The sequence below is a fragment of the Anaeromyxobacter soli genome (assembly GCF_022808855.1).
In the GTDB taxonomy this organism is placed as follows: Bacteria; Myxococcota; Myxococcia; order Myxococcales; family Anaeromyxobacteraceae; genus Anaeromyxobacter; species Anaeromyxobacter soli.
Genome location: NZ_JAKZLF010000054.1, coordinates 1 through 23216, shown reverse-complemented (window position 1 = coordinate 23216; position 23216 = coordinate 1). Strand labels below are relative to the sequence as shown.

The window sequence follows — 23216 nt, the reverse complement described above, 5'->3', positions numbered from 1 at the left end:
CGCTCGAGACCGCGCTCGCCGGCTCGACCCAGCCCGCGCGGGCTCACCTCGCGGCGGCGCGCGCCGAGGCGCTCCTCTCCGCCGGGGACGCCCCGCGCGCCGCGAAGCTCCTCGGCGACGTCGCCGCGTCGGGGGACCTCGCGGTGGCGCGTCGGGTCCGCTGGCGGGAGCCCGAGGCGCTGCTCGCGGCGGGGCTCGCGCCGGAGGCGGTCCCGCTCCTGGAAGGCCTCCTGCGCGACCTCCCCGGGGACGGCGCCGCGCCCGGAGCGCGGCTCGCGCTCGCGCGAGGGCTCCGCCAGCTCGGGGAGGACGCGCGCGCCGCGGAGGTGTACCGCGGCCTCTGGCTCGAGCGGCCCGAGCTGGCGGCGGGCCGCGCTGCCGGCGAGGCCCTCGAGACGTGGCGCGCGGCGGGCGGTCCGGTGCCGACCGCCACCGCGGCCGAGCAGCTCGCGCGCGCGGACCGGCTCCTCGCCACGGGCTGGCCCGACGCGGCGCTCCTCGCCCTCGACGCCGCGGAGCGTGCGGAGCCGCCCGCCGCGCCGGAGCGCGCGGCCATCCTCCGCGCCGGTGCGCTGCTCGCCCTCGGACGCCACGGCGACGCGGAGCGTCTCGCCGCGAAGTTCACCGCGGCGCCCGACGAGAGCGACCGGCGGGGCGCGCTGCTCGTGCTCGCGCGCGCGGCGGCGAGGGCCGGCCGGGTGGACGAGGCGAGCCGCCGCTACGCCGAGCTCGCGGCGCTGCGCGCGCCGATCCCGGGCATCCCCGAGTGGCGCCAGCGCGATCTGGGAGACGAGGCCGCCTACCTCTCGGCGTGGCTGTACTACGACGCCGGCCAGTTCGCGCGCGCCGCGACGGCCCTCGAGGCGTTCGCGAAGGCCAACCGGCGCTCGCGCCGCGCCGACGACGCGCGCTGGTTCTCCGCCTGGTCGCTCTACCGCCTCGGGCGCTTCCCGGCGGCGGCGCGCGCCCTCGCGAAGCTCGATCGGACCTCCTACGCCGACGCCGCGGCGTACTGGCGGGCGCGGCTCGCCCGGACCGGTCCGGAGCAGCGGCGGCTCTACCGTGCGGCGATCGCGGCCGGAGGGGACGGGTGGTACGGCCTGCTCGCGCGGGCGCGGCTCGCCGCCCTCGGCGAGTCCGCCGCGAGGATGCCGCCCCCCGACCCACGCCCCCTGCCGGAGCTGCAGGACGCCGCCGCCGCGGCGCGGCTCGCGGTGGCGGTCGAGCTGCTCGGGCTGGGGATGCGCGCCGAGGCGCTCGAGGAGCTCGCCGATCTCACCCGCTCCTGGCGCGCCCGCGCGTCCGCGCCGGTGGTGGCGCAGCTCGCGGCGTTCGCGGGCGACGCCGAGGTCCCGTTCCGGATCTCGCGCGACCACCTCCTCCCCACGCGGCGCGCGCTGCGCTGGGCGCACCCCGAGCCCTACCCCGAGCTCGTCCCGTCGCGCGCCCGCGCGGTGGGCGTCGATCCTTCGCTGCTGCTCGCCGTCATGCGGCGCGAGTCCGGGTTCCGGCCGGGCATCCGGAGCGGCGCGGGCGCCGAGGGGCTCCTGCAGCTGCGCCCCGCCACGGCCGAGCGGGTCGCCGCGCTGCTCGGGCTGCCGGGCGGGCTCGGCGCCCGGCTCGCGGAGCCGGAGGTGAACATCACGCTCGGTGCCCATTACCTCGGCCTCCTGCTCGCGCGCTTCGGCGATCCCGCGCTCGCCGTCGCGGCGTACAACGCGGGCCCCGGCGCCGCGGCGGAGTGGGCCCGGGCGCGCGCCGGGATGCCGCTCGACGCCTGGGTGGAGTCCATCCCGTACCGGGAGACGCGCGGCTACGTGCGGATCGTGCTCGCCGACTGGGACGTGTACCGCGCCCTGGCGGGCGAGCCGGCAGCGCCGATCGCGCCCGAGCGAGCCGTCACGGCGCCGGACGGCGGGGTGGCATTCTGAGGGAGGCGCGCACCCGCGACAGCGGGCGCGAAGGTTCACGGGCCCCGCCGAGCGGGGGTGGGGCCCCGACGACGGCGGCCAGCCGTCGGCGGGGCGGGGGCGCAGCCCCCGTTAGATCAACGCCGCGCGCACGGCCGCGAGGATCTCGTCGCCGAGGCGGCGCAGCACCGAGGGCGTGACCCCCGGGATCTGGCCGAGCGCCTCGGCGTCGCGCGGCAGGCGCCGCGCGATCGCGAGCATCGCGTCCTCCCCCAGCACCTTGAACGGCGGACGGTCGAGGGCCTGCGCGCGCTCCTCGCGCGCGAGGTACAGCGCGCGCAAGACCGTCCGGCCGGCGGGCTCGAGCTCGCGCGCGCCCCGCAGGCGGCGGAACCCCTCCGGATCGAACACGCGCTCGCGCGGCACCACCGCGGCGACCCGGTCGAACTCGCGCCGCGCGTCGTCCGTCGCGCCACGCGACTCGAGGTCGGCCGCCAGGAGATCGCGGAGCGTGAGCAGGAAGTGCGTGTCGAGCGCGGCGTAGGCGAGCTGCGCGGCGCTGAGCGGCCGCTGTCCCCAGTCCGAACGCTGGAACGCCTTGGAGAGCCTCACCCCGAAGTGCGCCTCCACCAGCGCGGACAGGCCGAGCCCCTCCCGTCCGAGCCGCCGGGCAGCGAGCATCGTGTCGAACAGGCGCGGCAGCCGCCAGCCGTACTCGCGCTTGAGGCAGCGCACGTCGTAGTCGGCGCCGTGCAGCACCGTCTCGCGTCCGTCGCAGAGCACCTCGCCGAGCGGGCGGGGATCCACCGCGAGCGGATCGAGGATGTAGTCGGCGGACCGCGTCGAGATCTGCAGCAGGCAGACCCGCTCGCGGTACACGTGAAAGCTGTTCGACTCTGTGTCGAGGGCCACCACCGGCTCCGCTCGGACCGCCTCCACGAGCTGCGACAGCGTGGCGGGGTCGGCGACGAGGATCGGGGTGGCGCCCGCTGAAGGGGGCGTCATCCGGCGGGATTGTATCCAATTCGGGCCAGCGCCGCCGCGACCTCGGCGGCGACGCCGGCGTTTCGCTCGAGCAGCGCGACGTTCGCCGCCCGCGCCCTCCCGTGCGTCGCCCGCGCGACGGCCTCGAGCAGGAACGGCGTGACCGCCTTGCCGCGCACGCCGCGGTCCCGGGCGTCGGCGAGCGCCGCCGCGATCGCGGCCTCGATGACCTCTCGCGGCACGGCCTCCGGGGGTGGGATCGCGAGCACGACGCCCTCGCGCCGCCCGAGGCCGCCCCAGTGCATCGCGAGCACGCGGGCCGCCCCGGCGCCGTCCTCCACCCGGTGCTCGAGGGGTACCCCGCTCGCTTCCGAGTAGAACGCGGGCAGCTCGGAGGTCCGCCAGCCGAGCACGGGGATCCCGAGCGTCTCGAGGGCCTCCGCGGTCGCAGGAACGTCGAGGATCGCCTTCGGCCCCGCGCAGACGACGCAAACGGGCGAGCGGGCGAGCTCGCCCAGATCGGCGGAGACGTCCGCCGCGCCGGCGGCCGGCTCGCCGTCGGGGATCCGGTGGACGCCGCCGATCCCTCCCGTCGCGAACACCGGGATACGCGCGCGCACGGCGACGGCGGCGGTCGCGGAGACCGTCGTGCCTGCGTCGCGTCCGGCGGCGAGGAGCGCCGCGAGATCCCGCACCGCCGCCTTGGCGGCCGGCCGGGAGGGATCGGCGAGCCGAGCCAGCTCCTGGTCGGACGCCCCCACCACGATCCGCCCGTCGAGCACCGCCACGGCGGCCGGCACGGCGCCCCCGGCCCGCACGGCCGCCGCGCAGCGGCGGGCGGCGTCGAGGTTGTGCGGCGGCGGCAGTCCCTGGGCGACGACGCTCGTCTCGAGGGCGACCACCGGCCTGCCCGCGGCGAGCGCCTCGCGGACCTCCTCGGCGATGCGGAGAGGCGTTTCCATGCACCGAGCATAGCCCGGGCCGTGCACCGGGCGCGTGCTATAAGCCTCGCCAGGGACCGTCCGGGCGGGCGGCGCGACGAGGATCGAATGAGGGCGCGAATCCGGGGCTGGGTGGTGCTCGTTTACACCGCGGCCTCGATGGTCACGTTCTTCCTGCTCAGCCTGCCCGACACCCTGCTCGGCCGCGGTCAGCTCGCGATGTGGTTCGCCCGCTTCGCCTGGTCCCGCTCGATCCTCCGGCTCGCGGGGGCCCGCGTCCGGGTGCTCCGCCTCCCGCCGCTTCCCGACGGACCCCTCATCTTCGCGTCCAACCACGAGAGCGCCCTCGACATCCTCGCGCTCGTCGCCCGGCTGCCGCGCACCGTTCGGTTCATCGCGAAGCTCGAGCTGTTCAAGATCCCGGTCTTCGGCCTGTACATGCGGCTCGGCGGTCACATCCCGGTCGATCGCGGGAACCATGCGCGCGCCATCGAGTCGCTCCGCCAGGCGGGCGCGGCGGTGCGCGGCGGCACCTCGCTCATCGTGTTCCCCGAGGGGACGCGCTCCACCGACCTGCGCGTCCACCCCTTCAAGAAGGGGCCGTTCGTGGTGGCGATGGAGGCCGGGGTGCCGGTCGTCCCCGTCGCGATCTCGGGCGCCGGGCGCATCACCCCGAAGCGCGCCATCGCGGTGTACCCCGGGGAGATCCGGATCGCCCTCGGGGACCCCGTCGACCCCCGCGCCTTCCCGAACAAGACGGCGCTCCTCGTCGAGGTGCGCCGCCGGGTGATCGAGCAGCACCTCGCGATCGGCGGCGCGGGAGGCGACACGCGCGACGCCGTGGCGGCGCCGGGGCGCGAGGGGACGAGCGCGTCCGCCGACGGCGCGCCGGTGTAGGAGCCCTTGCGCCTTGTCCGCCCCGGCGGGCGGGCGGTACGCTCTCGCACGATGAAGGAGCCGGCCCGCCCCGATCCGCTCCCCGCGGCGCACCGCGTGAAGGATGTCGCGCGCGACCTCGCCCAGGAGCTCGCCGGCGGCTACCGCCGCTCGACCCGCTACATGCGCCTCCGGGCCGCCGTGATCGGCGCGTGGGTGCTGCTCTCCGCGGGAGCGATCTGGGCGTCCTGCCCGGCCGGCGGGCCGACGAACCGCCTCGACGCCGAGGCGCAGCTCCTCCCCGGGTCGATCATGGGGACGCAGCTCCTCGTGAAGAACGGCTCCGATCGCCACTGGACCGAGGTCGCGTTCACGCTCGACGGCGGCTGGCGGTGCGACCGGAAGACGGTCCGCGCCGGGGACAAGGTGGTGCTCTCGCTCGCGGCGTTCCGGCGCGAGGACGGCGCCGCGGCGCCCAGGGACCTGAGACCGCGGGCGATCACCATCGAGTGCGTGGAGGGGCGCGCGACCCTCTCCCTCGCCGCGGAGTGACCGTGGACGGCCCGCGCGTCCTGCTCGTCGACGACGACCCCGACATCTGCGAGTTCCTCGGGATCCTGCTCGCGACGGAGGGGCTCGCCTCCGCGGCCGCCTCGACGGCCGACGAGGCGCTCGCGGCGGTCTCCACGGCCGCGGCGGTGCTCCTCGACGTGGCCATGCCGGGCATGGACGGGCTCGAGCTCTGCCGGCGGATGCGCGCCGCCGGCTTCGCGGGTCCCATCCTGATCGTCTCGGCGCGCCCCTCGCCCGATCTCCCGCGGCGGGCGGTCGAGGCCGGGGCGAACGGCTTCGTGCGCAAGCCGTTCGAGAACGCGGAGCTCGTGGCGCTCCTCCGGAGCCACCTCTCGGTCCCGCGCCGCTAGCGCCTTCGCGCCCGCGCCGCGGCCAGATCGTCCTGCGCCGCGTCCTCCGCGCGCTCTCTCGCGCGGCGGAGGCCCTCCTGCCAGCTCGCGCGGTGGCGTGCGATGGCCTCGCGCGCCGCGGAGGCGTCCCCGAGCCCCGCGCGCGCCGCCGCGACGCCCTCCTCCGCCGCCGCGAGCGCCTGCTCCGCGGACGCCAGCGCCGCGCGCGACTCCGCCTCCTCGCGCCGGAGCCGCGCCGAGTGGCCGGCCGCCGTCTGCAGCGTCGCGGCCGGCGCAGCCACGCCGGTGGGGACGCCGCTCGCGCTCGCCCGCCGGGAGACGTCGTCGAGGAGCGCCCTCTGCTCGTCCCGCTCCCTGCGGGCGCGGCCCTCCTCCGCGAGCGCCGCGGCCAGCGCCGCGCGCGCCGCCTCCTCCTCGCGCTCGCGCAGCCCGAGCAGCGCCGCGAGGGGGTAGGCGTCCGTCACCGGACGAGCTCCTCGAGCCGGGCGCGGGTCCGCTCGGGCTCCTCCGCCTCGCCGGCGCCCTGCCGCAGGAACGCCTCGATGGCGGGGAGCCGCTCGAGGGCGGCGTCGGTGTCCGCGTCCGAGCCGGGCGCGTACGCCCCGAGCGCGATGAGGTCGCGATGACGCTCGTGGGCGGCCAGGAGCGCGCGCAGCCGGTCCGCCGCGGCGCGGTGCGCCGGGGTGGTGACGGCGGGCATGACGCGCGAGAGGCTCCGGAGGACGTCGATCGCGGGGTAGCGCCCGGCGGCGGCGAGCCGCGCGTCGAGCACGACGTGGCCGTCGAGGATCCCGCGCACCTCGTCGGCGATGGGCTCGTCGAGATCCCCGCCCGCGACGAGGACGGTGTAGAGGGCGGTGATGCCGCCCTCGGCCCGGTTCCCGGTGCGCTCGAGGAGACGCGGCAGCGCGGCGAAGACGCTCGGCGGGTAGCCGTGGCGCGCGGGGGGCTCGCCGGCCGCGAGGCCCACCTCGCGCTGGGCGCGCGCATAGCGCGTGAGCGAGTCGAGCATGAAGAGCACGCGCCGGCCGCGGTCCGCGAACCACTCCGCGATGGCCGTCGCGACGTGGGCGGCCTTGAGCCGCTCGAGGGCGGGCGCGTCGCTCGTCGCCGCGACGACGACGCTCCGCGCGAGCCCCTCCGGCCCGAGCGCCTCCTCGACGAAGTCCCGCACCTCGCGGCCGCGCTCCCCGACCAGGCAGATGACGGACAGCTCCGCCCGCGTGTTGCGGGCGATCTGGCCGAGCAGGGTCGACTTGCCGACGCCGGCGCCGGCGAAGATCCCGACGCGCTGCCCCTCGCCGATCGTGAGGAGCCCGTCGATCGCGCGGACCCCGAGCGCGAGCGGCGCGGTGATCCGGCGGCGCGTGAGCGGGGCCGGCGCCGCGCGCTCCACGGCCCACTCCGCGAGCCCGGCCGGCGGCGGCGCCCCGTCGATCGGCCTGCCCAGCCCGTCGAGGACGCGCCCGAGCAGCGCGTCGCCGGCGCGGATCGCGAGCGGTCGCCCGGTGGGGAGGATCTCGCTGTCCGCGCCGAGCCCGGCGGGATCGCCGAGCGGGAGCAGCACCGCGCGGTCGTCGCGGAACCCGACCACCTCGGCGAGGAGCGGCGGGCGGCCCGGAGTGTGGATCTCGACCGCCTCCCCCTGCCTCACGCCCGCGGCCTCGGCCTCGACGACGAGGCCCACGAGGCGGGTCACGCGGCCCCGCAACCGGAGCGGCGCGGCCCGGTCGAGCGCCTCGCGCACGCGGCCGGGGTCCGTCACCGCCCGTCGTCCTCGAGCGCCCGCGCGAGCGCGGCGAGCTGCGTCTCGACGCGGGCGTCCACCCGCCCCGCCTCGGTCTCGACCACCGCGTCGCCCCGGGCGAGCGCCGCGTCCTCGCGCACCGTGAGCCCCGGCGCCCGCGCGAGCACCGCCGCGAGCCGGCCGGCAGCGGTGCGGATGGCCTCCGCGTCGCCCGGGTTCACCCGCAGCGTCACCTCGCGGCGATCGCGCGCGGCCGCCAGCGCGCGCGCCGCGAGATCGGCGACGGCGCCGGGATCGTGAGAGAGCTCGCGCCCGAGGATCGTCCGCGCCACGTCGACCGCGACGGCCGAGACCTCGCGCTCGGCGAGGGCGAGCCGGCGATCGCGCGCGGCCGCCGCCGCGGCCAGCGTCGCCGCGGCGCGGGCGAGCCCCTCGCGCCGCCCCTCCTCCACCGCCTCGGACCGGATGCGCTCGCGCGCCGCCTCGGCCTCGGCGCGGATCTGCTGCGCCTCCTCCTCGGCGGCGGCGACGAGCGCGCGCGCCCGCTCCCGCGCGTCGAAGGCCGCGGCCTCGATGCGGCCGGCGCCCGCCGGCGGCTGCCCCTTCAGGATCTTGGCCAAGCGCCCTCCCCTCGGGCCCGCATTGTAGCGCGCGGGAGGGCGGACGGTTCGTGAAGTCGCGCGCCGCACGGCGCCCCAGGGCGGAGCGCGAACAGGCGAGCGACGCGAGCCCGCCGGGGCGACGCCGCGGACGCGGCGAAGCCGCTCGCGGCGTCGCACGGGACCCGCCTGTCGGGGTGGGGCATCGATTGACATGCGCGCACGAGCGCGCGGAGCTTCGCTCGGCGGGGCGGGGGCGCAGCCGGCGCAGCCCCCGTTCGGACATGGCTAAACGACAGCGTGATTCGCGGCACCGAAGGTGATCGCGAATCACGAACTGTCGTTTAGCGAAGGGCCTCGCCGGTCGTCGCAGGGAGGACCTTGCCGTACTTCACGCCACGTGTCGCCACGAGGCTCTCGGCCATCTGCAGGATCTCGCCGGCGCGCCCGCGGAGCACGAGCACCTCCAGGCAGTTGTGCGCGTCCATGTGGACGTGGAGCGCGGAGACGACCGCCTGGTGGTTCTCGTGCTGGATGTGGGTCAGCTTCTGCGCGAGGCTCGAGGACTCGTGGTCGTACACGACGGCGACCACCGCGACCTGCTCGCCGCGCTCCGACTCGGACCACTGGCGCTGGACGAGCTGGTCGCGGATGAGGTCCCGCACGGCCTCGGAGCGGTTGACATAGCCCTTGCGCTCGATGAGCTCGTCGAACTGCTCGAGCAGGCTGCGCTCGAGCGAGATGCCGATCCGTTCCAGCATGGCGGCATCGTTAGCAGCGCGCCCGGCGAGCCGCAAGCCGGCCGCCGGGACGAGCGAGCCCGCCACCCGTGACACGGGGGCGGGCTCGCGGGTTCGCCGGATCTCCGGGCGACGGGCTACGCGGCGTCGCGCTCGCCGGGCTGCAGGTAGCGGTGGAGGAACTGCTTCGTCTTCAGCTCCACCTGGCGGACGCGCTCGCGCGACACGCCCCAGCGCTTGCCGATCTCCTCGAGCGTGCGCGGCTGATCCTGCTCGAGCCGGTTGTGGACGATGTCCCAGCCCAGCTCGCCGATGCGCTTGCGGACCTTCCCGAGCGCGTCGCGGACGTCGCGGTCGCCTTCGCCCTGCAGGTAGGTGTCCTCGGGGCCGGGGCCCTCGTCCTCGATGCGCTCGAGGTGGGTGGCGTCACCCTCCTCGTCGATGGCGCTGTCGAGCGACAGGTCCGGCTGCGCGACCGTGCCGCTCTGCGGGCGCACGGTGGAGCGCGCCTCCTTCAGATACTTCCCGATGTAGGCGCGGATCCACCAGACCGCGTACGTCGAGAAGCGCGTGCCGGCGTGCGGATCGAACTTCTCGACGGCGCGCATGAGGCCGACGTTGCCTTCCTGGATGAGATCGTCGAGCCGCACCGTGCCGCGGCGCTGCTTCCGCGCGATGGCGACCACGAACGCCAGGTTGTGGCGCACGAGCTTCTGCTTCGCGCGGACGTCGCCCTTGCGCGCGCGGAGCGCGAGCGCGTGCTCTTCTTCGCGGTTCAGCGGCGGATAGTCGCGGACCGCCTTGAGGTAGGGAGCGAGCTCTTCGAACTCCCTGCTGCTCTTCTGAGTGGTCGCCGTCCTCATTTACTGGTCGCCTCTCTGGCCTGCGTCGAAGTGTCCCGGGTAGGTTACGTAACGTGACTTTATGAAAGCGGACTCATCGAGTCAAGTATCCCCCATATGCCCGTAGACCCTGGAAGTCTTCGGCGACATCGGGGAACCGCACACCACGCAAGTCCGAAGTGCCGCAGAATATGAACACGATTTGGGAGTTGGCATTCGTCAAGCGCGTGCCCCCTCCCACGACCCCCAGACAAGTGCCGAATATTGCTCCACATCAATTCCGGCACCGACCCGTCCGAGACTCACCGTCCGTGCGGGCGCCTGGAGCTAAGCGGCTGCTTACGCCATCTCGAAACACTGCGTTGCGCCAGATCAAAAAGGAAAGGGCCCGGCCCCTCTTGGGACCGGGCCCGGTTCCGGGCTCGAGCTGACGCGCGGCGGAGCGGCTACTCCTCCCCGCTCGCGACGGCGAGGGCCTCCTCGGCCTCCTCCACCGCGTCCACCGGCGTCTCGACCTCGATGTCGAGGTGCTTGTAGTGCGGCAGGCCGGTGCCGGCGGGGATGAGCCGGCCCATGATGACGTTCTCCTTGAGGCCGCGGAGGTGGTCGACCTTGCCGCTGATCGCGGCCTCGGTCAGCACCTTGGTCGTCTCCTGGAACGAGGACGCCGAGATGAACGACTCGGTGGAGAGCGAGGCCTTGGTGATGCCGAGCAGGAGGGGCTCGCCCTGCGCCGGGCGCCCACCCGCGGTGATCACCTTCTCGTTCTCCTCCTCGAACACGAACTTCTCGACCTGCTCGTCGGCGAGGAAGTTCGTGTCGCCCACGTCGACGATCCGCACGCGACGCAGCATCTGCCGGACGATCGTCTCGATGTGCTTGTCGTTGATCTTCACGCCCTGGAGCCGGTAGACCTCCTGGACCTCGTCCACCAGCCAGCGGGCGAGCTCCTTCTCGCCGAGCACGCGGAGGATGTCGTGCGGGTTGGCGGCGCCGTCCATGAGCGCCTCGCCCGCACGCACCCGGTCGCCCGTGTGCACCGAGATGTGCTTGCCCTTCCCGATCAGGTACTCCTTCGCGAGGTCGGGCCGGAGCTTGCCGTCCACCTCGGGCGTGATGACCACCTTGCGCTTGCCCTTCGTGTCCTTGCCGAAGGCGACCACGCCGTCGATCTCGGAGATGACCGCGTGCTCCTTGGGCTTGCGGGCCTCGAAGAGCTCCGCGACGCGCGGGAGACCGCCGGTGATGTCCTTCGTCTTCGTGGTCTCGCGCGGCATCTTCGCGATGACGTCGCCGGCGTCGACCTCGTCGCCGTCGTTCACGACGAGGTTCGCGCCCTCGGGGAGCATGTAGCGGGCGTCGGCCTCGGAGTTGGCGAGCTTCCGCGTCTTGCCCTCGGCGTCCTTGATCGAGATGCGCGGGCGCGCGTCGGGATCCTTGGAGGCGATGACCGCCTTGCGGGCGAGGCCGGTGATCTCGTCGACCTGCTCCGAGATCGTGACGCCGTCGATGAGGTCGCCGTACTTCACGCGCCCGGCCACCTCGGTGATGATCGGCATCGAGTACGGGTCCCACTCCGCGAGGAGCGTGTTCGTCTCGATCTTCTGCCCCTCGCGCACGAGGAGCTTCGCGCCGTAGACGACGCCGTAGCGCTCGCGCTCGCGGCCCTGATCGTCGGTGACGATGATCTCGCCGTTGCGGTTCATCACGATGAGCGTGCCGTCCTTCTTCTTCGCCACGCTCACGTTGTGGAACTTCACGAGGCCGGGGTTCCGGTTCTCGATGGTCGACTGCTCCGCCCGCCGGGACGCCGCGCCGCCGATGTGGAACGTGCGCATCGTGAGCTGCGTGCCGGGCTCGCCGATCGACTGCGCGGCGATCACGCCGACCGCCTCGCCGATGTTCACCTTGCGGCCGCGGGCGAGATCGCGCCCGTAGCACTCGACGCAGATGCCGCGCCGCGCCTGGCAGGTGAGCACCGAGCGGATCTTCACCTTGTCGATGCCGGAGTTCTCGATGAGCTTGACCCGGTTCTCGTCGATCTCCTCGTTCGCCTTCACCAGCACGGTGGTGGCGAACGGGTCGTGGATGTCGTCGAGCGCGACGCGGCCCAGGATGCGCTCGCCCATCGGCTCGATGATCTCGCCGCCCTCGACCAGCGCGCCGAGCGTGATGCCGTCCATCGCGCCGCAGTCGTACTCGGTGATGATGGCGTCCTGCGCGACGTCGACGAGGCGCCGGGTGAGGTAACCGGAGTTCGCCGTCTTGAGCGCCGTGTCGGCGAGGCCCTTTCGAGCGCCGTGCGTCGAGATGAAGTACTGCTGGACGTTCAGGCCCTCGCGGAAGTTCGCGGTGATCGGCGTCTCGATGATCTCGCCGGACGGCTTGGCCATGAGGCCGCGCATGCCGGCGAGCTGACGGATCTGCTGCGCCGAGCCGCGGGCGCCGGAGTCGGCCATGATGTAGATCGGGTTGAACGACGGCTGCTTGCGCTCCTCGCGCTTGCCGTCCTTGCCCGGGCCGACGGCCGTCTCCTGGCCGATCTGGGACATCATCTCCTGGGCCACCTCCTCCGTGACCTGCGCCCAGATGTCGATGACCTTGTTGTACCGCTCGCCGATGGTGATGAGACCCTCGGTGTACTGGGTCTGGATGTCCTCCACCTCGCCCATCGCGCGGTCGAGGAGCTCCTGCTTCCTCCTCGGGATGATCATGTTCTCGAGCGCGATCGAGATGCCGGCTCGCGTCGCGTTCCCGTAGCCCATCGAGCGGACGCGGTCCGCGAGGAGCACCGTCTCCTTCTCGCCGCAGAGGCGGTAGGTGAGGTCGATGAGGTTCTGGAGCTGCTTCTTGTCCATGACCTTGTTGATGGACTCGAACGGCAGCCGCTTCGGCACGATGTCGTAGAGGAGCACGCGACCGACGGTGCTCTCGACGCGGGTGCCGTCGAGGCGCACCCAGATCTTCGCCTGGAGCTCGACCTCGCCCTGGTCGTAGGCGGCGCGGACCTCCTCCGCGCTCGCGAAGACCTTGCCCTCTCCGCGGGCGAACGCGCGCTCGCGGGTCATGTAGTAGATGCCGAGGACGATGTCCTGGCTCGGCACGATGATGGGCTTGCCGTGCGCGGGCGAGAGGATGTTGTTCGTGCTCATCATGAGCACGCGCGCCTCCATCTGGGCCTCGATGGACAGCGGCACGTGCACGGCCATCTGGTCGCCGTCGAAGTCGGCGTTGAAGGCGGTGCAGACGAGCGGGTGGAGCTGGATCGCCTTGCCCTCGATGAGGACCGGCTCGAACGCCTGGATGCCGAGGCGGTGCAGCGTCGGGGCGCGGTTCAGGAGCACCGGGTGCTCGCGGATCACCTCGTCGAGGATGTCCCAGACCTCGGGGCGCTCCTTCTCCACCATCTTCTTCGCGCTCTTGATGGTGGTGACGTAGCCCTTCTCTTCGAGCTTGTTGTAGATGAACGGCTTGAAGAGCTCGAGGGCCATGATCTTCGGCAGGCCGCACTGGTGCAGCTTGAGCTCGGGGCCGACCACGATGACGGAGCGGCCCGAGTAGTCGACGCGCTTGCCGAGCAGGTTCTGGCGGAAGCGGCCCTGCTTGCCCTTGAGCATGTCGCTCAGGGACTTGAGCGGGCGCTTGTTCGGCCCGGTGATGGTCTTGCCGCGGCGCCCGTTGTCGAAGAGGGCGTCCACCGCCTCCTGCAGCATCCGCTTCTCGTTGCGGATGATGATGTCCGGGGCGTTCAGCTCCTGGAGCCGCTTCAGGCGGTTGTTGCGGTTGATGACGCGGCGGTACAGGTCGTTGAGGTCGGAGGTCGCGAACCGGCCGCCGTCGAGGGGGACGAGCGGGCGGAGGTCGGGCGGGATGACCGGGATGACCTCGAGCATCATCCAGTCCGGCTTGTTGCCGGACGCGACGAACGCCTCGACGACCTTGAGCCGCTTCGCGATCTTCTTCCGCTTCGCGTCGCTCGTCGCCTCCTTCATCTGGGCGCGCAGCTCGGCCGCGAGGCCGTGCACGCCCTCGCCGTGCCCCTTGTCCGCGGGGCCGACGACCTTGAGGAGCTCGAGGACGGCCTCGCCGCCCATGCCGGCCAGGAACGCCTCCTCGCCGAACTCCTCCATCGCCTTGTGGTAGCGCTCCTCGGAGAGCAGCTCGGCGCGCTGGAGCGTCGTCTCCTTGGGGTCGATGACGATGTACGACTCACAGTAGAGGACCTTCTCGAGGTCCTTCAGCGTGATGTCGAGGAGGTTGCCGATGCGGCTCGGCAGCGACTTGAGGAACCAGATGTGCGCGACGGGCGTCGCGAGGGTGATGTGGCCGAGCCGCTCGCGGCGGACCTTCGACTGGATCACCTCGACGCCGCACTTCTCGCAGACGACCCCGCGGTGCTTCATGCGCTTGTACTTGCCGCAGTTGCACTCGTAGTCCTTCACGGGGCCGAAGATCTTCGCGCAGAACAGGCCGTCGCGCTCCGGCTTGAAGGTCCGGTAGTTGATCGTCTCCGGCTTCTTCACCTCGCCGTGCGACCACTGGCGGATCTTGTCCGGGCTCGCGAGCGAGATGCGGATCGCGGAGAACGACAGCGGATCCTTCGGCTTCTCGAAGAAATTGAAGATGTCCTTCACGTCTTGACCTCGTCCAGCAAGAAGGGTCTCTGAACCGTCCCGTCGGCCCGCGCGCCCGCGCGGACCGGGCGCTGGGGCCGGCGGCTCCAAGCCGCCGGCCCCGGGCCCGGGTTACGCGGTGTTCTTCTCGGCCGCGGCGCCGCGCGGCGTGCCGAGCGGCCCGCCCAGGTCGCCCTCGGCCTGCTCGCGGGCCGCCTTCGCCTCCGGCGTCTCGAGGAGCTCGACGTCGAGCGCGAGGCTCTGGAGCTCCTTGATGAGCACGTTGAACGACTCGGGGAGGCCGGACTCGAGCGTGTTCTCGCCCTTGACGATCGCCTCGTACATGCGGGTGCGGCCGACCACGTCGTCGGACTTCACCGTGAGGAACTCCTGGAGCGAGTAGGCCGCGCCGTAGGCCTCCATCGCCCAGACCTCCATCTCGCCGAGCCGCTGGCCGCCGAACTGGGCCTTGCCGCCGAGGGGCTGCTGCGTGACGAGCGAGTACGGCCCGATGGAGCGGGCGTGGATCTTCTCGTCCACGAGGTGGTGCAGCTTCAGCATGTACATGACGCCGACCGTGACGTCCTGGTCGAACGGCTCGCCGGTGCGGCCGTCGAAGAGGATCGACTGCATCGTCGCCGAGCCCTCGCCGAGGAGCGCCTTCATCTCGTCCTCGCGGGCGCCGTCGAACACCGGCGTCGCGACGTGCATGCCGTCGCGCAGCTTCATCGCGAGCTTCGGCAGCTCCTTCTCCGGCAGCTCCTCGATGAGCAGCCCGAGCCGCTCGGAGGCGCCGTCGACGCCCTCGAACGCCTTCTTCAGCTTCTTGCGGAGCTGATCGGGGCCGAAGTTCTTCTCGACCATCTCCTGGAGCCGCCAGCCGACGTTCTTCGCCGCCCAGCCGAGGTGCGTCTCGAGGATCTGGCCCACGTTCATGCGGGACGGGACGCCGAGCGGGTTCAGGACGATGTCCACCGGCCGGCCGTCCTCGAGGTACGGCAGGTCCTCCTCGGGGAGCACGCGGGAGACGACGCCCTTGTTGCCGTGGCGGCCGGCCATCTTGTCGCCGACCGCGAGCTTGCGCTTGATGGCGACGTACACCTTCACCATCTTGATGACGCCCGGCGGGAGCTCGTCGCCCTTCTTCAGGCGGCCGATCTTCTCGCCGAAGAGGAGCTTCACGAGCTCCTTCTGCTCCTCGAAGTTCTCGACGATCTTCCGCGCCAGGTCCTGCACGTCACCCTCGACCGCGATCTCGCCCCAGTAGCGCTGGGGGATCGTGTCGAGGAGCGCGTCGTCGAGGACGTCGCCCTTCTTGAGGAGCTGGTTGCCCTTGTCGTCGACGAGGCGGCCGGAGACCTCCTTGCCGAGGAGCAGGCGGCGGATCTTCTGAAACGCCGAGTCCTGGATGATGCGGATCTCGTCGTTCTGGTCCTTGAGGAGCTTCGCCTCCTCCATCTCCTCGATGGCCTTCGCGCGCTCGTCCTTCTCGACGCCCTTGCGGCTGAAGACCTTCGCGTTGATGACCGTGCCGGAGACGCCCGGCGGGACGCGGAGCGAGCTGTCGCGGACGTCGCCCGCCTTCTCGCCGAAGATCGCGCGGAGGAGCTTCTCCTCGGGCGAGAGCTGGGTCTCGCCCTTCGGCGTGATCTTGCCGACGAGGATGTCGCCCGGCTTCACCTCGGCGCCGATGCGGATGATGCCCGACTCGTCGAGGTCCTTCAGGGCCTCCTCGCCGACGTTCGGGATGTCGCGGGTGATCTCCTCCTTGCCGAGCTTCGTGTCACGCGCGACGCACTCGAACTCCTCGATGTGCACCGACGTGAACACGTCCTCCTTGAGGAAGCGCTCGGAGAGGAGGATCGAGTCCTCGAAGTTGTAGCCCTGCCAGGGCATGAACGCGACGACCACGTTCTGGCCGAGCGCGAGCTCGCCCATCTCCGTCGCCGGCCCGTCCGCGATGACGTCGCCCTTCTTCACCCGCTCGCCCGGCTTCACGATGGGCTTCTGGTTGATGCAGGTGTTCTGGTTCGACCGCTGGTACTTGATGAGGTTGTAGATGTCGACCTCGTTCGCGACGTCGGTCGCGGAGGTCGGCACGTCGGCCTTCACCACGATGCGGGCGGCGTCGACGGACTGGATGACGCCGTCGCGCTTCGCCACGACGCACACGCCCGAGTCGCGCGCGACGATCCCCTCGATGCCGGTGCCGACGAGCGGCGCCCGCGTGCGGAGGAGCGGCACCGCCTGGCGCTGCATGTTCGAGCCCATGAGGGCGCGGTTCGCGTCGTCGTTCTCAAGGAACGGCACGAGCGAGGCGGCGACGGACACGAGCTGGTTCGGGCTCACGTCCATGAGGTCGACCTCGTCCGGGCGGGCGTTGATGTACTCGCCCTCCTTGCGGCACGAGACCATGTTCCCCGTGAACACGCCCTTCTTGTCCACCGGCGCGTTCGCCTGCGCGATGATGTGCTTCTCCTCCTCGAGCGCCGAGTAGAAGGAGACCTCCTCGGTCACCCTCCCCTTCTCGACCTTGCGGTACGGCGTCTCGACGAAGCCGTACTCGTTCACGCGCGCGTGGGTGGAGAGCGACGCGATGAGGCCGATGTTCGGGCCTTCAGGCGTCTCGATCGGGCAGATGCGGCCGTAGTGCGTGGAGTGGACGTCGCGCACCTCGAAGCCCGCGCGCTCGCGGGTGAGGCCGCCCGGCCCGAGCGCCGAGAGGCGCCGCTTGTGCGTCACCTCGGAGAGCGGGTTCGTCTGATCCATGAACTGCGAGAGCTGGCTCGACCCGAAGAACTCCTTGATGACCGCCGTGACCGGCTTCGCGTTGATGAGGTCGTGCGGCATGAGCGTCTCGATCTCCTGGAGGCTCATGCGCTCCTTGATCGCGCGCTCCATGCGAACGAGGCCGATGCGGTACTGGTTCTCGAGCAGCTCGCCGACCGCGCGGACGCGGCGGTTGCCGAGGTGGTCGATGTCGTCGACGTCCTTGTTCGGCGTGCCGTTCTTGAGGTCGATGAGGAAGCGGACCACCTCGAGGATGTCGCGCTTCGTCACGACGGTGTTGTCGAGCGGCTCGTCGATCCCGAACTTGTGGTTCAGCTTCAGGCGCCCGACCTTCGAGAGGTCGTACCGCTCCGCGTTGAAGAACAGGTTGACGAACAGGTTCGTCGCGGTCTCGGGCGTCGGCGGATCGCCGGGGCGGAGGCGGCGGTAGATCTCCATGATCGCCTCCTCGGGCGTGGAGATCTTGTCCTGGATGAGCGTGTCGCGGAGCGACGGCAGCACGTTCAGGTTGTCGATGAAGAGGACCCTGAACTCGAGGATGCCGCGCTTGCGGAGCTCCTCGATCTTGGCCTCGGTGACCTCCTCGTTGACCTCGAGGAGCACCTCACCCGTGTCGGCGTCCACCACGTCCTCGGCGGAGATCTTGGTGTAGACCTCCTCCGGCTCGATCGGCAGCGACTTCATCTTCGCCGCGACGAGCTTCTTGATCGCGCTCTCGGTGAACTTCCGGTTCTTCTTGACGATGATCTCGTTCGTCTTCGGGTCGCGGATGTCGCGCGTCGCGCGCTGGCCCTTGAGCAGGTCCGGGTTCAGGTCCTTCTCGAACTTGCCCTTGCCTTCGACCCGGATCGTCTCGGTGTCGTAGTAGTACTTGAGGATCTCCTCGGCCGAGCCGTGGAACTCGACCGGGCTCTTCTTCGCCGTGTCCGGCACGCCGCCGAGGGCGCGCAGCAGCACCGTCGCGGGGAGCTTCCGGCGGCGGTCGATGCGGACGTAGAGGATGTCCTTGTGGTCGAACTCGAAGTCGATCCAGGACCCGCGGTACGGGATGATCCGGGCGTTGAAGAGGAGCTTGCCCGACGAGTGGCTCTTGCCCTTGTCGTGGTCGAAGAACGCGCCCGGCGACCGGTGGAGCTGGCTGACGACGACGCGCTCCGTGCCGTTGATGATGAAGGTCCCGTTCTCCGTCATGAGCGGGATCTCGCCGAAGTAGACCTCCTGCTCCTTGACGTCGCGGATCGACTGCGCGCCCGTCTCCTCGTCCTTGTCCCAGACGACCAGGCGAACGACGACCTTGATCGGCGCCGAGTACGTCATGCCGCGCTGATGGCACTCGTCGACGTCGTACTTGGGCTTCTCGAGGTGATAGCTGACGAACTCGAGCGAGCTCGTCTCGTTGAAGTCCTTGATCGGGAAGACCGACTTGAAGACGCCCTGCAGGCCCGTGTCCTCACGCTTCTCGGGCGGGACGTCGGCCTGGAGGAACTTGTCGTAGGACGATTTCTGGATGGCGATGAGGTTGGGGATCTCGGCGATCTTGTTGATCTTCCCAAAGTTTCGCCGGATTCTGAAGTTGTTCTGGATCGTCGTCGCCATCGAGTTCGGTCCTCTGTCCCTTCGAGACCCGTACAAACAGGTCTAGCCGGCCAGCAGGCCGGCTACCCAACTGCGTCCGGCCGAAACGGCCGGGATTCCGGAATCAGTGAAAGGGATACGGGTTCTTAACGACTCCACCCTCACCCGTCAAAGATTCCAACGTGAGCCACGGCGAGGCGGCTTGCAACTCCGCCCCGCCGTGCGCACGCCTCGCTACTTGATCTCGACCTTGGCGCCGGCGGCCTCGAGCTTCTTCTTGAGCTCGTCGGCCTCCGCCTTCGCGACGCCACCCTTGACCTCCTTGGGGGCGCCCTCGACGAGGTCCTTCGCCTCCTTGAGGCCGAGGCCCGTGATCGCGCGGACTTCCTTGATCACGTTGATCTTGTTCGCGCCGGCGTCCGCGAGGACGACGGAGAACTCCGTCTTCTCCTCGACCGGAGCCGCGGCGGCAGCCCCGCCACCCGCGCCGGCGACCATCACCGGAGCGGCGGCGGAGACGCCCCACTTCTCCTCGAGCTGCTTCACGAGCTCGGCGGCCTCCATCACCGTGAGGCCCGACAGCTGTTCCACGATCGTGTTGAGATCGGCCATTTCCTTCTTCCTTCTCTTTGTTCCGGGGCGCCCTTCGGGGCGCCCGCAGCGTCTGGCCCGCGCGACCTTCCGCGCGGGCGGTTCACGTACCGTTTAAGACTGCTTCTCGAGCTGCTCGCGGCGCGCGCCGAGGACACGGGCCAGCTGCTGGCCCGGGGCCCCGATCATGCGGGCGAGCTGGGTCGCGGGCTGCGCGATCATCGCGGCGATCTGGCCGCGGAGCTCCAGGAGCCCCGGCAGCTTCGCGAGGGACTGGATCCCCTTCGCGTCGACGACCCGACCTTCGATCACCGCGGTGCGGATGGTGAAGTTCTCGCGGTCCTTCATGAACTCCGCGAGGAGCTTCGCCGGCGTGACGACGTCGCCGTAGCTCATGACGAGCGCCGTCGGCCCCACGAACTTCTCCGCGATCGGCTCCACCGGCGTGCCCTTGGCGGCGCGCGCGGCGAGGGTGTTCTTCACGATGCGGTACTCCACCTTCGCCTCGCGCAGCTTGCGCCGAAGCTCGGTGACCGTCGCGACGTTCAGCCCCTTGGGCTCCGCGAGGATGGCCGCCTTCGCCTTCGCCATCTTCTCGTGGAGCTCACCGATGACCTGCTCTTTTTCCGTCCGGTTCAATTAGTCTCACCACCTTTCGGACCGGCCGGCGTTCGCCGGCGCGGTTTCGCTCGGGGTTCGGACCGGACGTCCGGTACGAAGACCCCCTGGCCAAGCAGGGGACGCTGCGGAGAGGCTGCAGGTTCCCGTCTCGGCGGGTCGGACCCTCGCGGATCCGCTTGGCCGCTCGCTCGCCCCGGAACTGCGCTCGCACCCGGGGCCGTTCGCGGGCCCGCTGTCTTGGACCAGAAACCCCGGCGGCGTCATGCCGCCGGGAACTCCAGAAACGTGTCGCTAGCCGTGCTGCGCGGCGAGCTCGGCGAGGTCGAGCTTGATGCCCGGGCCCATCGTCGTGGAGAGCGTCACGTTCTTCACGTACACGCCCTTCGCGGTCTGCGGCTTCGCCTTGTAGATGATCTCCATGATCGCCGAGAAGTTCGCCTTGAGCTTCTCCGGGTCGAAGGAGGCCTTGCCGAACGGCACGTGGACGATGCCCGCCTTCTCGACGCGGAACTCGACCTTGCCGGCCTTCTGCTCCTTCACGGCGCGGGAGATGTCCGCCGAGACCGTGCCGACCTTGGGGTTCGGCATGAGGCCGCGGGGGCCGAGGACCTTACCGAGGCGGCCGACGACGCCCATCATGTCCGGCGTCGCGAGCACCTTGTCGAAGTCCATGAAGCCGCCCTGGACCTTCTCCGCGAGATCCTCGGCGCCGACGATGTCCGCGCCGGCCTCCTGGGCCTCGCGCGCCTTGTCGCCCTTCGCGAACACCGCGATCTTGACCGCCTTGCCCATGCCGTGCGGCAGCACGACGGCGCCGCGGACCACCTGATCGGCGTGCTTGGGGTCGACGCCGAGGTTGATCGCGGCGTCCACCGTCTCGTCGAACTTCTTCGTGGCGGTCTGCTTCACGAGGCTCATCGCCTCGTCGAGCTTGTACCGCTTCACCCGGTCGACCTTCGCGACCGCCGCCTTGTACTTCTTCGCAACGTGAGCCATGTCCGTGTCCTCCTCGCGGCTAGCCGACGACGTCGATGCCCATGGACAGCGCGGTCCCCTCGACGGTCCGCATCGCGGCCTCGAGGCTGCCCGCCGTCATGTCCTGCATCTTCGTCTTCGCGATCTGCTCGACCTGCTTGCGCGTCACCTGCCCGACCTTCTCCTTGCCGGGCTTGTGCGCGCCGGAGCCCTTCTTCTTCTCCGTGTGGAGGCCGGCCGCCTTCTTCAGGAGGATCGCCGCGGGCGGGGTCTTCAGCTGAAAGGTGAAGGAGCGGTCCTGGTACACCGTGATGATGACCGGGATGATGAGCGCTTCCTTCGCCTGCGCCTGCGTCGCCGCGTTGAACTGCTTGCAGAACTCCATGATGTTCACGCCGTGCTGGCCGAGCGCCGGGCCCACGGGCGGAGCCGGGTTCGCCTTGCCGGCGGGGAGCTGCAGCTTGATCTGTCCAGTGACCTTCTTCATCGCTGCTCCTCGAGGCCGCAGAGGCGGCCCCGCGTGGTCGAACGAGCCGTTGACTCGGCTCTCCCACGTATTCGCCCGCGGTGACTCACCGCGGGCGGTGCCACACTACGTCTTCTCCACCTGCATGAAGTCGAGCTCCACCGGCGTGGCGCGCCCGAAGATCGAGACGAGCACGCGCAGCTTGCCCTTGTCCGGCTTGACCTCCTCGACCGTGCCGTTGAAGTTCGAGAACGGGCCGTCGATCACGCGGACCTGATCGCCCTCCTCGAACTGCACCTTCGGCTTGGGCTTCAGCGAGCCCTCGGAGATCTGCGTCGTGAGCCGCTGCACCTCGATGTCCGACACCGCCGGGACCTCGTTCGGCGTCTTCGCGTTCCCGACGAAGCCCGTCACCTTGGGCGTCCCCTTCACGAGGTGCCAGGTGTCGAGCGTCATCTCCATGTTCACGAGGATGTAGCCCGGGAAGAACTTGCGCTTCGAGGTCTTCTTCTCCCCCTTCACCATCTCCTGGACCACTTCCATGGGGATGAGGACCTCGCCGAACTGCTCCTGGAGGCTGTGCTGCCGGACGCGCTCCTCCAGCGACTTCTTCACCTTGTTCTCGAAGCCCGAGTAGGTGTGGACGACGTACCACTTCTTCGCCATTTGCGCGTCTCCGTGTGGTCGCCCCGTGCCCCGCCTAAACGCCGCGGGAGCCACCGGCGGCCTTCCGCCGCCCAGGGCTCCCGTCGCTCGTGAGCCTGTCGAAACCGCTCGGCCGCGAGCGACCTAGTAGACCTTCGAGCTGAGCCAGCTCCAGACGAAGTCGAACACGCCGAGGACCACCGCCGCGACGGCCGACGCCACGATCACCGCGACCGTGGCGGCCCGCGTCTCGCGCAGGCTCGGCCACGTGACCCGGCGAAGCTCCAGCGCGATCTCGAACGAGACCTGCTGGGTCTTCGGGTAGCGCCACACCCCGATCGCGAGCACGACCGCCAGCGCGAACCCGACGACGGTCGAGAGCGTCCAGTCCCCGAGCACCGCGAAGTCGTTCACGCGGGTATACGAGAACGCGAGCGCGAGGATGCGCTCGAAGAACACCCCGACCGCGATCGCGGCGAGCACGTAGAAGATCACGACGATCCGCTTCGGCTGCTCGACCCCGCCCACGTTTTCCATGGCTCGCCCTTCGGCCTTCGTGCGGCATGGGGGCGGGACGCGTTCGGCGCCCCGCCCCCGTCGGTTTCTGCTCGGTTCGTCCTGCCTCGATTGGCAGGCCAGGAGGGATTCGAACCCCCAACCCGCGGTTTTGGAGACCGCTGCTCTACCGTTCGAGCTACTGGCCTATCCCCGGCGGCTTCGCGCTACTTCGTCTCCTTGTGCTCCACGTGCTTGCGGCAGCGCGGGCAGTACTTGGACAGCGCGAGCTTGTCCTGCGTCTTCTTCTTGTTCTTCGTGGTCGTGTAGTTCCGCTCTTTGCAGGTCTTGCACTCGAGCGTGATGATGCTGCGATTCCCGGCCATGGGATCCCTTCCTTACTGGATCACCTCGGCCACGACGCCGGCGCCGACCGTGCGGCCACCCTCGCGAATCGCGAACCGAAGCTCCTTCTCCATCGCGATCGGGGTGATGAGCTCCACCTCCATCGCGATGTTGTCCCCGGGCATCACCATCTCGACACCCTGCGGAAGCTGAACCGAACCCGTGACGTCCGTCGTGCGGAAGTAGAACTGCGGGCGGTAGCCGTTGAAGAACGGCGTGTGGCGCCCACCCTCCTCCTTCGTCAGGACGTACACCTCGGCCTTGAACTTGGTGTGGGGCGTGATCGAGCCCGGCTTCGCCAGCACCTGACCGCGCTCCACCTCCTCGCGCTTCAGGCCGCGGAGCAGCGCACCGATGTTGTCGCCCGCCTGCCCCTCGTCGAGCAGCTTGCGGAACATCTCCACGCCCGTCACCACCGTCTTGACCGTCGGCTTCAGGCCGACGACCTCGATCTCCTCGCCCACCTTGACGATCCCGC

Annotated in this window: 21 protein-coding genes and 1 tRNA gene; 4 read left to right on the top strand and 18 right to left on the bottom strand. The window is 71.0% G+C overall.

The window, feature by feature from the left end:
- Window positions 1-1931, top strand: a 1931-nt coding sequence (locus tag MLV88_RS22685) for a lytic transglycosylase domain-containing protein (protein ID WP_243338734.1), incomplete at its 5' end; no start/stop codon positions are given.
- A gap of 111 nt (window positions 1932-2042) precedes the next feature.
- Here MLV88_RS22685 and MLV88_RS22680 read toward each other — a convergent pair.
- A complete protein-coding gene (locus MLV88_RS22680) occupies window positions 2043-2915 on the bottom strand; it encodes a ribonuclease D (protein WP_242341434.1) in 873 nt (290 codons plus the stop codon).
- Window positions 2912-3856: a pseudouridine-5'-phosphate glycosidase gene (locus MLV88_RS22675; protein WP_242341433.1), complete on the bottom strand. Its 945-nt coding sequence runs from the start codon at window positions 3854-3856 to the stop codon at window positions 2912-2914. The genes MLV88_RS22680 and MLV88_RS22675 overlap by 4 nt, the downstream gene beginning before the upstream one ends.
- 87 nt (window positions 3857-3943) lie before the next feature.
- Here MLV88_RS22675 and MLV88_RS22670 point away from each other — a divergent pair, with 87 nt between their 5' ends.
- The 3 genes from MLV88_RS22670 to MLV88_RS22660 are packed head-to-tail and all read left to right on the top strand — an operon-like array spanning window position 3944 to window position 5634.
- Window positions 3944-4732, top strand: coding sequence for a lysophospholipid acyltransferase family protein (locus MLV88_RS22670; protein ID WP_242341432.1), 789 nt, complete (start codon window positions 3944-3946; stop codon window positions 4730-4732).
- A 51-nt stretch (window positions 4733-4783) separates the two neighbouring features.
- A complete protein-coding gene (locus tag MLV88_RS22665) occupies window positions 4784-5263 on the top strand; it encodes a hypothetical protein (RefSeq protein WP_242341431.1) in 480 nt (159 codons plus the stop codon).
- A 2-nt stretch (window positions 5264-5265) separates the two neighbouring features.
- Entirely contained in the window at window positions 5266-5634 is a 369-nt protein-coding gene (locus tag MLV88_RS22660; RefSeq protein ID WP_242341430.1) for a response regulator transcription factor, read from the top strand.
- Here the strand turns inward: MLV88_RS22660 and MLV88_RS22655 are convergent.
- The 16 genes from MLV88_RS22655 to MLV88_RS22580 form a co-directional block, all read right to left on the bottom strand.
- Window positions 5631-6098 (bottom strand): hypothetical protein, encoded by a 468-nt coding sequence (locus MLV88_RS22655; RefSeq protein WP_242356906.1) that lies wholly within the window; start codon window positions 6096-6098, stop codon window positions 5631-5633. The genes MLV88_RS22660 and MLV88_RS22655 overlap by 4 nt on opposite strands.
- A complete protein-coding gene (locus MLV88_RS22650) occupies window positions 6095-7399 on the bottom strand; it encodes a FliI/YscN family ATPase (protein WP_242341590.1) in 1305 nt (434 codons plus the stop codon). The genes MLV88_RS22655 and MLV88_RS22650 overlap by 4 nt, the downstream gene beginning before the upstream one ends.
- Window positions 7396-8001, bottom strand: a complete 606-nt coding sequence (locus MLV88_RS22645) for a FliH/SctL family protein (RefSeq protein ID WP_242361437.1) — start codon at window positions 7999-8001, stop codon at window positions 7396-7398. The genes MLV88_RS22650 and MLV88_RS22645 overlap by 4 nt, the downstream gene beginning before the upstream one ends.
- A 323-nt stretch (window positions 8002-8324) precedes the next feature.
- On the bottom strand, window positions 8325-8741 hold the full coding sequence (nikR, locus tag MLV88_RS22640) for a nickel-responsive transcriptional regulator NikR (protein ID WP_242340774.1): 417 nt from the start codon (window positions 8739-8741) through the stop codon (window positions 8325-8327).
- A 116-nt stretch (window positions 8742-8857) separates the two neighbouring features.
- Window positions 8858-9583 carry a sigma-70 family RNA polymerase sigma factor gene (locus MLV88_RS22635; protein ID WP_242340773.1) on the bottom strand — a complete coding sequence of 242 codons (726 nt, stop codon included), beginning with the start codon at window positions 9581-9583 and terminating at the stop codon, window positions 8858-8860.
- A gap of 425 nt (window positions 9584-10008) precedes the next feature.
- A complete protein-coding gene (rpoC, locus tag MLV88_RS22630) occupies window positions 10009-14196 on the bottom strand; it encodes a DNA-directed RNA polymerase subunit beta' (RefSeq protein WP_242340772.1) in 4188 nt (1395 codons plus the stop codon).
- A gap of 111 nt (window positions 14197-14307) precedes the next feature.
- Window positions 14308-18561: a DNA-directed RNA polymerase subunit beta gene (gene rpoB / locus MLV88_RS22625; RefSeq protein WP_242340771.1), complete on the bottom strand. Its 4254-nt coding sequence runs from the start codon at window positions 18559-18561 to the stop codon at window positions 14308-14310.
- Window positions 18562-18774: 213 nt separating this feature from the next.
- Complete coding sequence (gene rplL / locus MLV88_RS22620; protein WP_242340770.1) at window positions 18775-19152, bottom strand: 50S ribosomal protein L7/L12; 378 nt, start codon at window positions 19150-19152, stop codon at window positions 18775-18777.
- A 93-nt stretch (window positions 19153-19245) separates the two neighbouring features.
- Window positions 19246-19770, bottom strand: coding sequence for a 50S ribosomal protein L10 (gene rplJ / locus MLV88_RS22615; RefSeq protein WP_242340769.1), 525 nt, complete (start codon window positions 19768-19770; stop codon window positions 19246-19248).
- A 273-nt stretch (window positions 19771-20043) separates the two neighbouring features.
- Entirely contained in the window at window positions 20044-20748 is a 705-nt protein-coding gene (rplA, locus tag MLV88_RS22610) for a 50S ribosomal protein L1 (RefSeq protein ID WP_242340768.1), read from the bottom strand.
- Between the two features lie 19 nt (window positions 20749-20767).
- The gene (gene rplK, locus MLV88_RS22605; protein ID WP_012097009.1) at window positions 20768-21214 is read right to left on the bottom strand and encodes a 50S ribosomal protein L11; all 447 of its coding nucleotides are present in this window, start codon (window positions 21212-21214) and stop codon (window positions 20768-20770) included.
- Window positions 21215-21319: 105 nt separating this feature from the next.
- A complete protein-coding gene (gene nusG, locus MLV88_RS22600; RefSeq protein ID WP_242340767.1) occupies window positions 21320-21859 on the bottom strand; it encodes a transcription termination/antitermination protein NusG in 540 nt (179 codons plus the stop codon).
- A gap of 123 nt (window positions 21860-21982) precedes the next feature.
- Window positions 21983-22375: a preprotein translocase subunit SecE gene (gene secE, locus MLV88_RS22595; RefSeq protein ID WP_242340766.1), complete on the bottom strand. Its 393-nt coding sequence runs from the start codon at window positions 22373-22375 to the stop codon at window positions 21983-21985.
- A 91-nt stretch (window positions 22376-22466) separates the two neighbouring features.
- Window positions 22467-22542, bottom strand: a tRNA-Trp gene (locus MLV88_RS22590).
- Between the two features lie 18 nt (window positions 22543-22560).
- A complete protein-coding gene (gene rpmG / locus MLV88_RS22585) occupies window positions 22561-22719 on the bottom strand; it encodes a 50S ribosomal protein L33 (RefSeq protein WP_242340765.1) in 159 nt (52 codons plus the stop codon).
- A gap of 12 nt (window positions 22720-22731) precedes the next feature.
- Window positions 22732-23216 (bottom strand): EF-Tu C-terminal domain-related protein (locus MLV88_RS22580; protein WP_242356550.1); only part of this gene is annotated, 485 nt, incomplete at its 5' end.

Coding starts and splice junctions, on each gene's coding strand:
- rplA (WP_242340768.1), bottom strand. CDS start 20,748: ATGGCTCACGTTGCGAAGAAGTACAAGGCGGCGGTCGCGAAGGTCGAC.
- MLV88_RS22675 (WP_242341433.1), bottom strand. CDS start 3,856: ATGGAAACGCCTCTCCGCATCGCCGAGGAGGTCCGCGAGGCGCTCGCC.
- MLV88_RS22680 (WP_242341434.1), bottom strand. CDS start 2,915: ATGACGCCCCCTTCAGCGGGCGCCACCCCGATCCTCGTCGCCGACCCC.
- nusG (WP_242340767.1), bottom strand. CDS start 21,859: ATGGCGAAGAAGTGGTACGTCGTCCACACCTACTCGGGCTTCGAGAAC.
- rplL (WP_242340770.1), bottom strand. CDS start 19,152: ATGGCCGATCTCAACACGATCGTGGAACAGCTGTCGGGCCTCACGGTG.
- rpmG (WP_242340765.1), bottom strand. CDS start 22,719: ATGGCCGGGAATCGCAGCATCATCACGCTCGAGTGCAAGACCTGCAAA.
- nikR (WP_242340774.1), bottom strand. CDS start 8,741: ATGCTGGAACGGATCGGCATCTCGCTCGAGCGCAGCCTGCTCGAGCAG.
- secE (WP_242340766.1), bottom strand. CDS start 22,375: ATGGAAAACGTGGGCGGGGTCGAGCAGCCGAAGCGGATCGTCGTGATC.
- rpoB (WP_242340771.1), bottom strand. CDS start 18,561: ATGGCGACGACGATCCAGAACAACTTCAGAATCCGGCGAAACTTTGGG.
- MLV88_RS22665 (WP_242341431.1), top strand. CDS start 4,784: ATGAAGGAGCCGGCCCGCCCCGATCCGCTCCCCGCGGCGCACCGCGTG.
- rplK (WP_012097009.1), bottom strand. CDS start 21,214: ATGAAGAAGGTCACTGGACAGATCAAGCTGCAGCTCCCCGCCGGCAAG.
- MLV88_RS22670 (WP_242341432.1), top strand. CDS start 3,944: ATGAGGGCGCGAATCCGGGGCTGGGTGGTGCTCGTTTACACCGCGGCC.
- MLV88_RS22635 (WP_242340773.1), bottom strand. CDS start 9,583: ATGAGGACGGCGACCACTCAGAAGAGCAGCAGGGAGTTCGAAGAGCTC.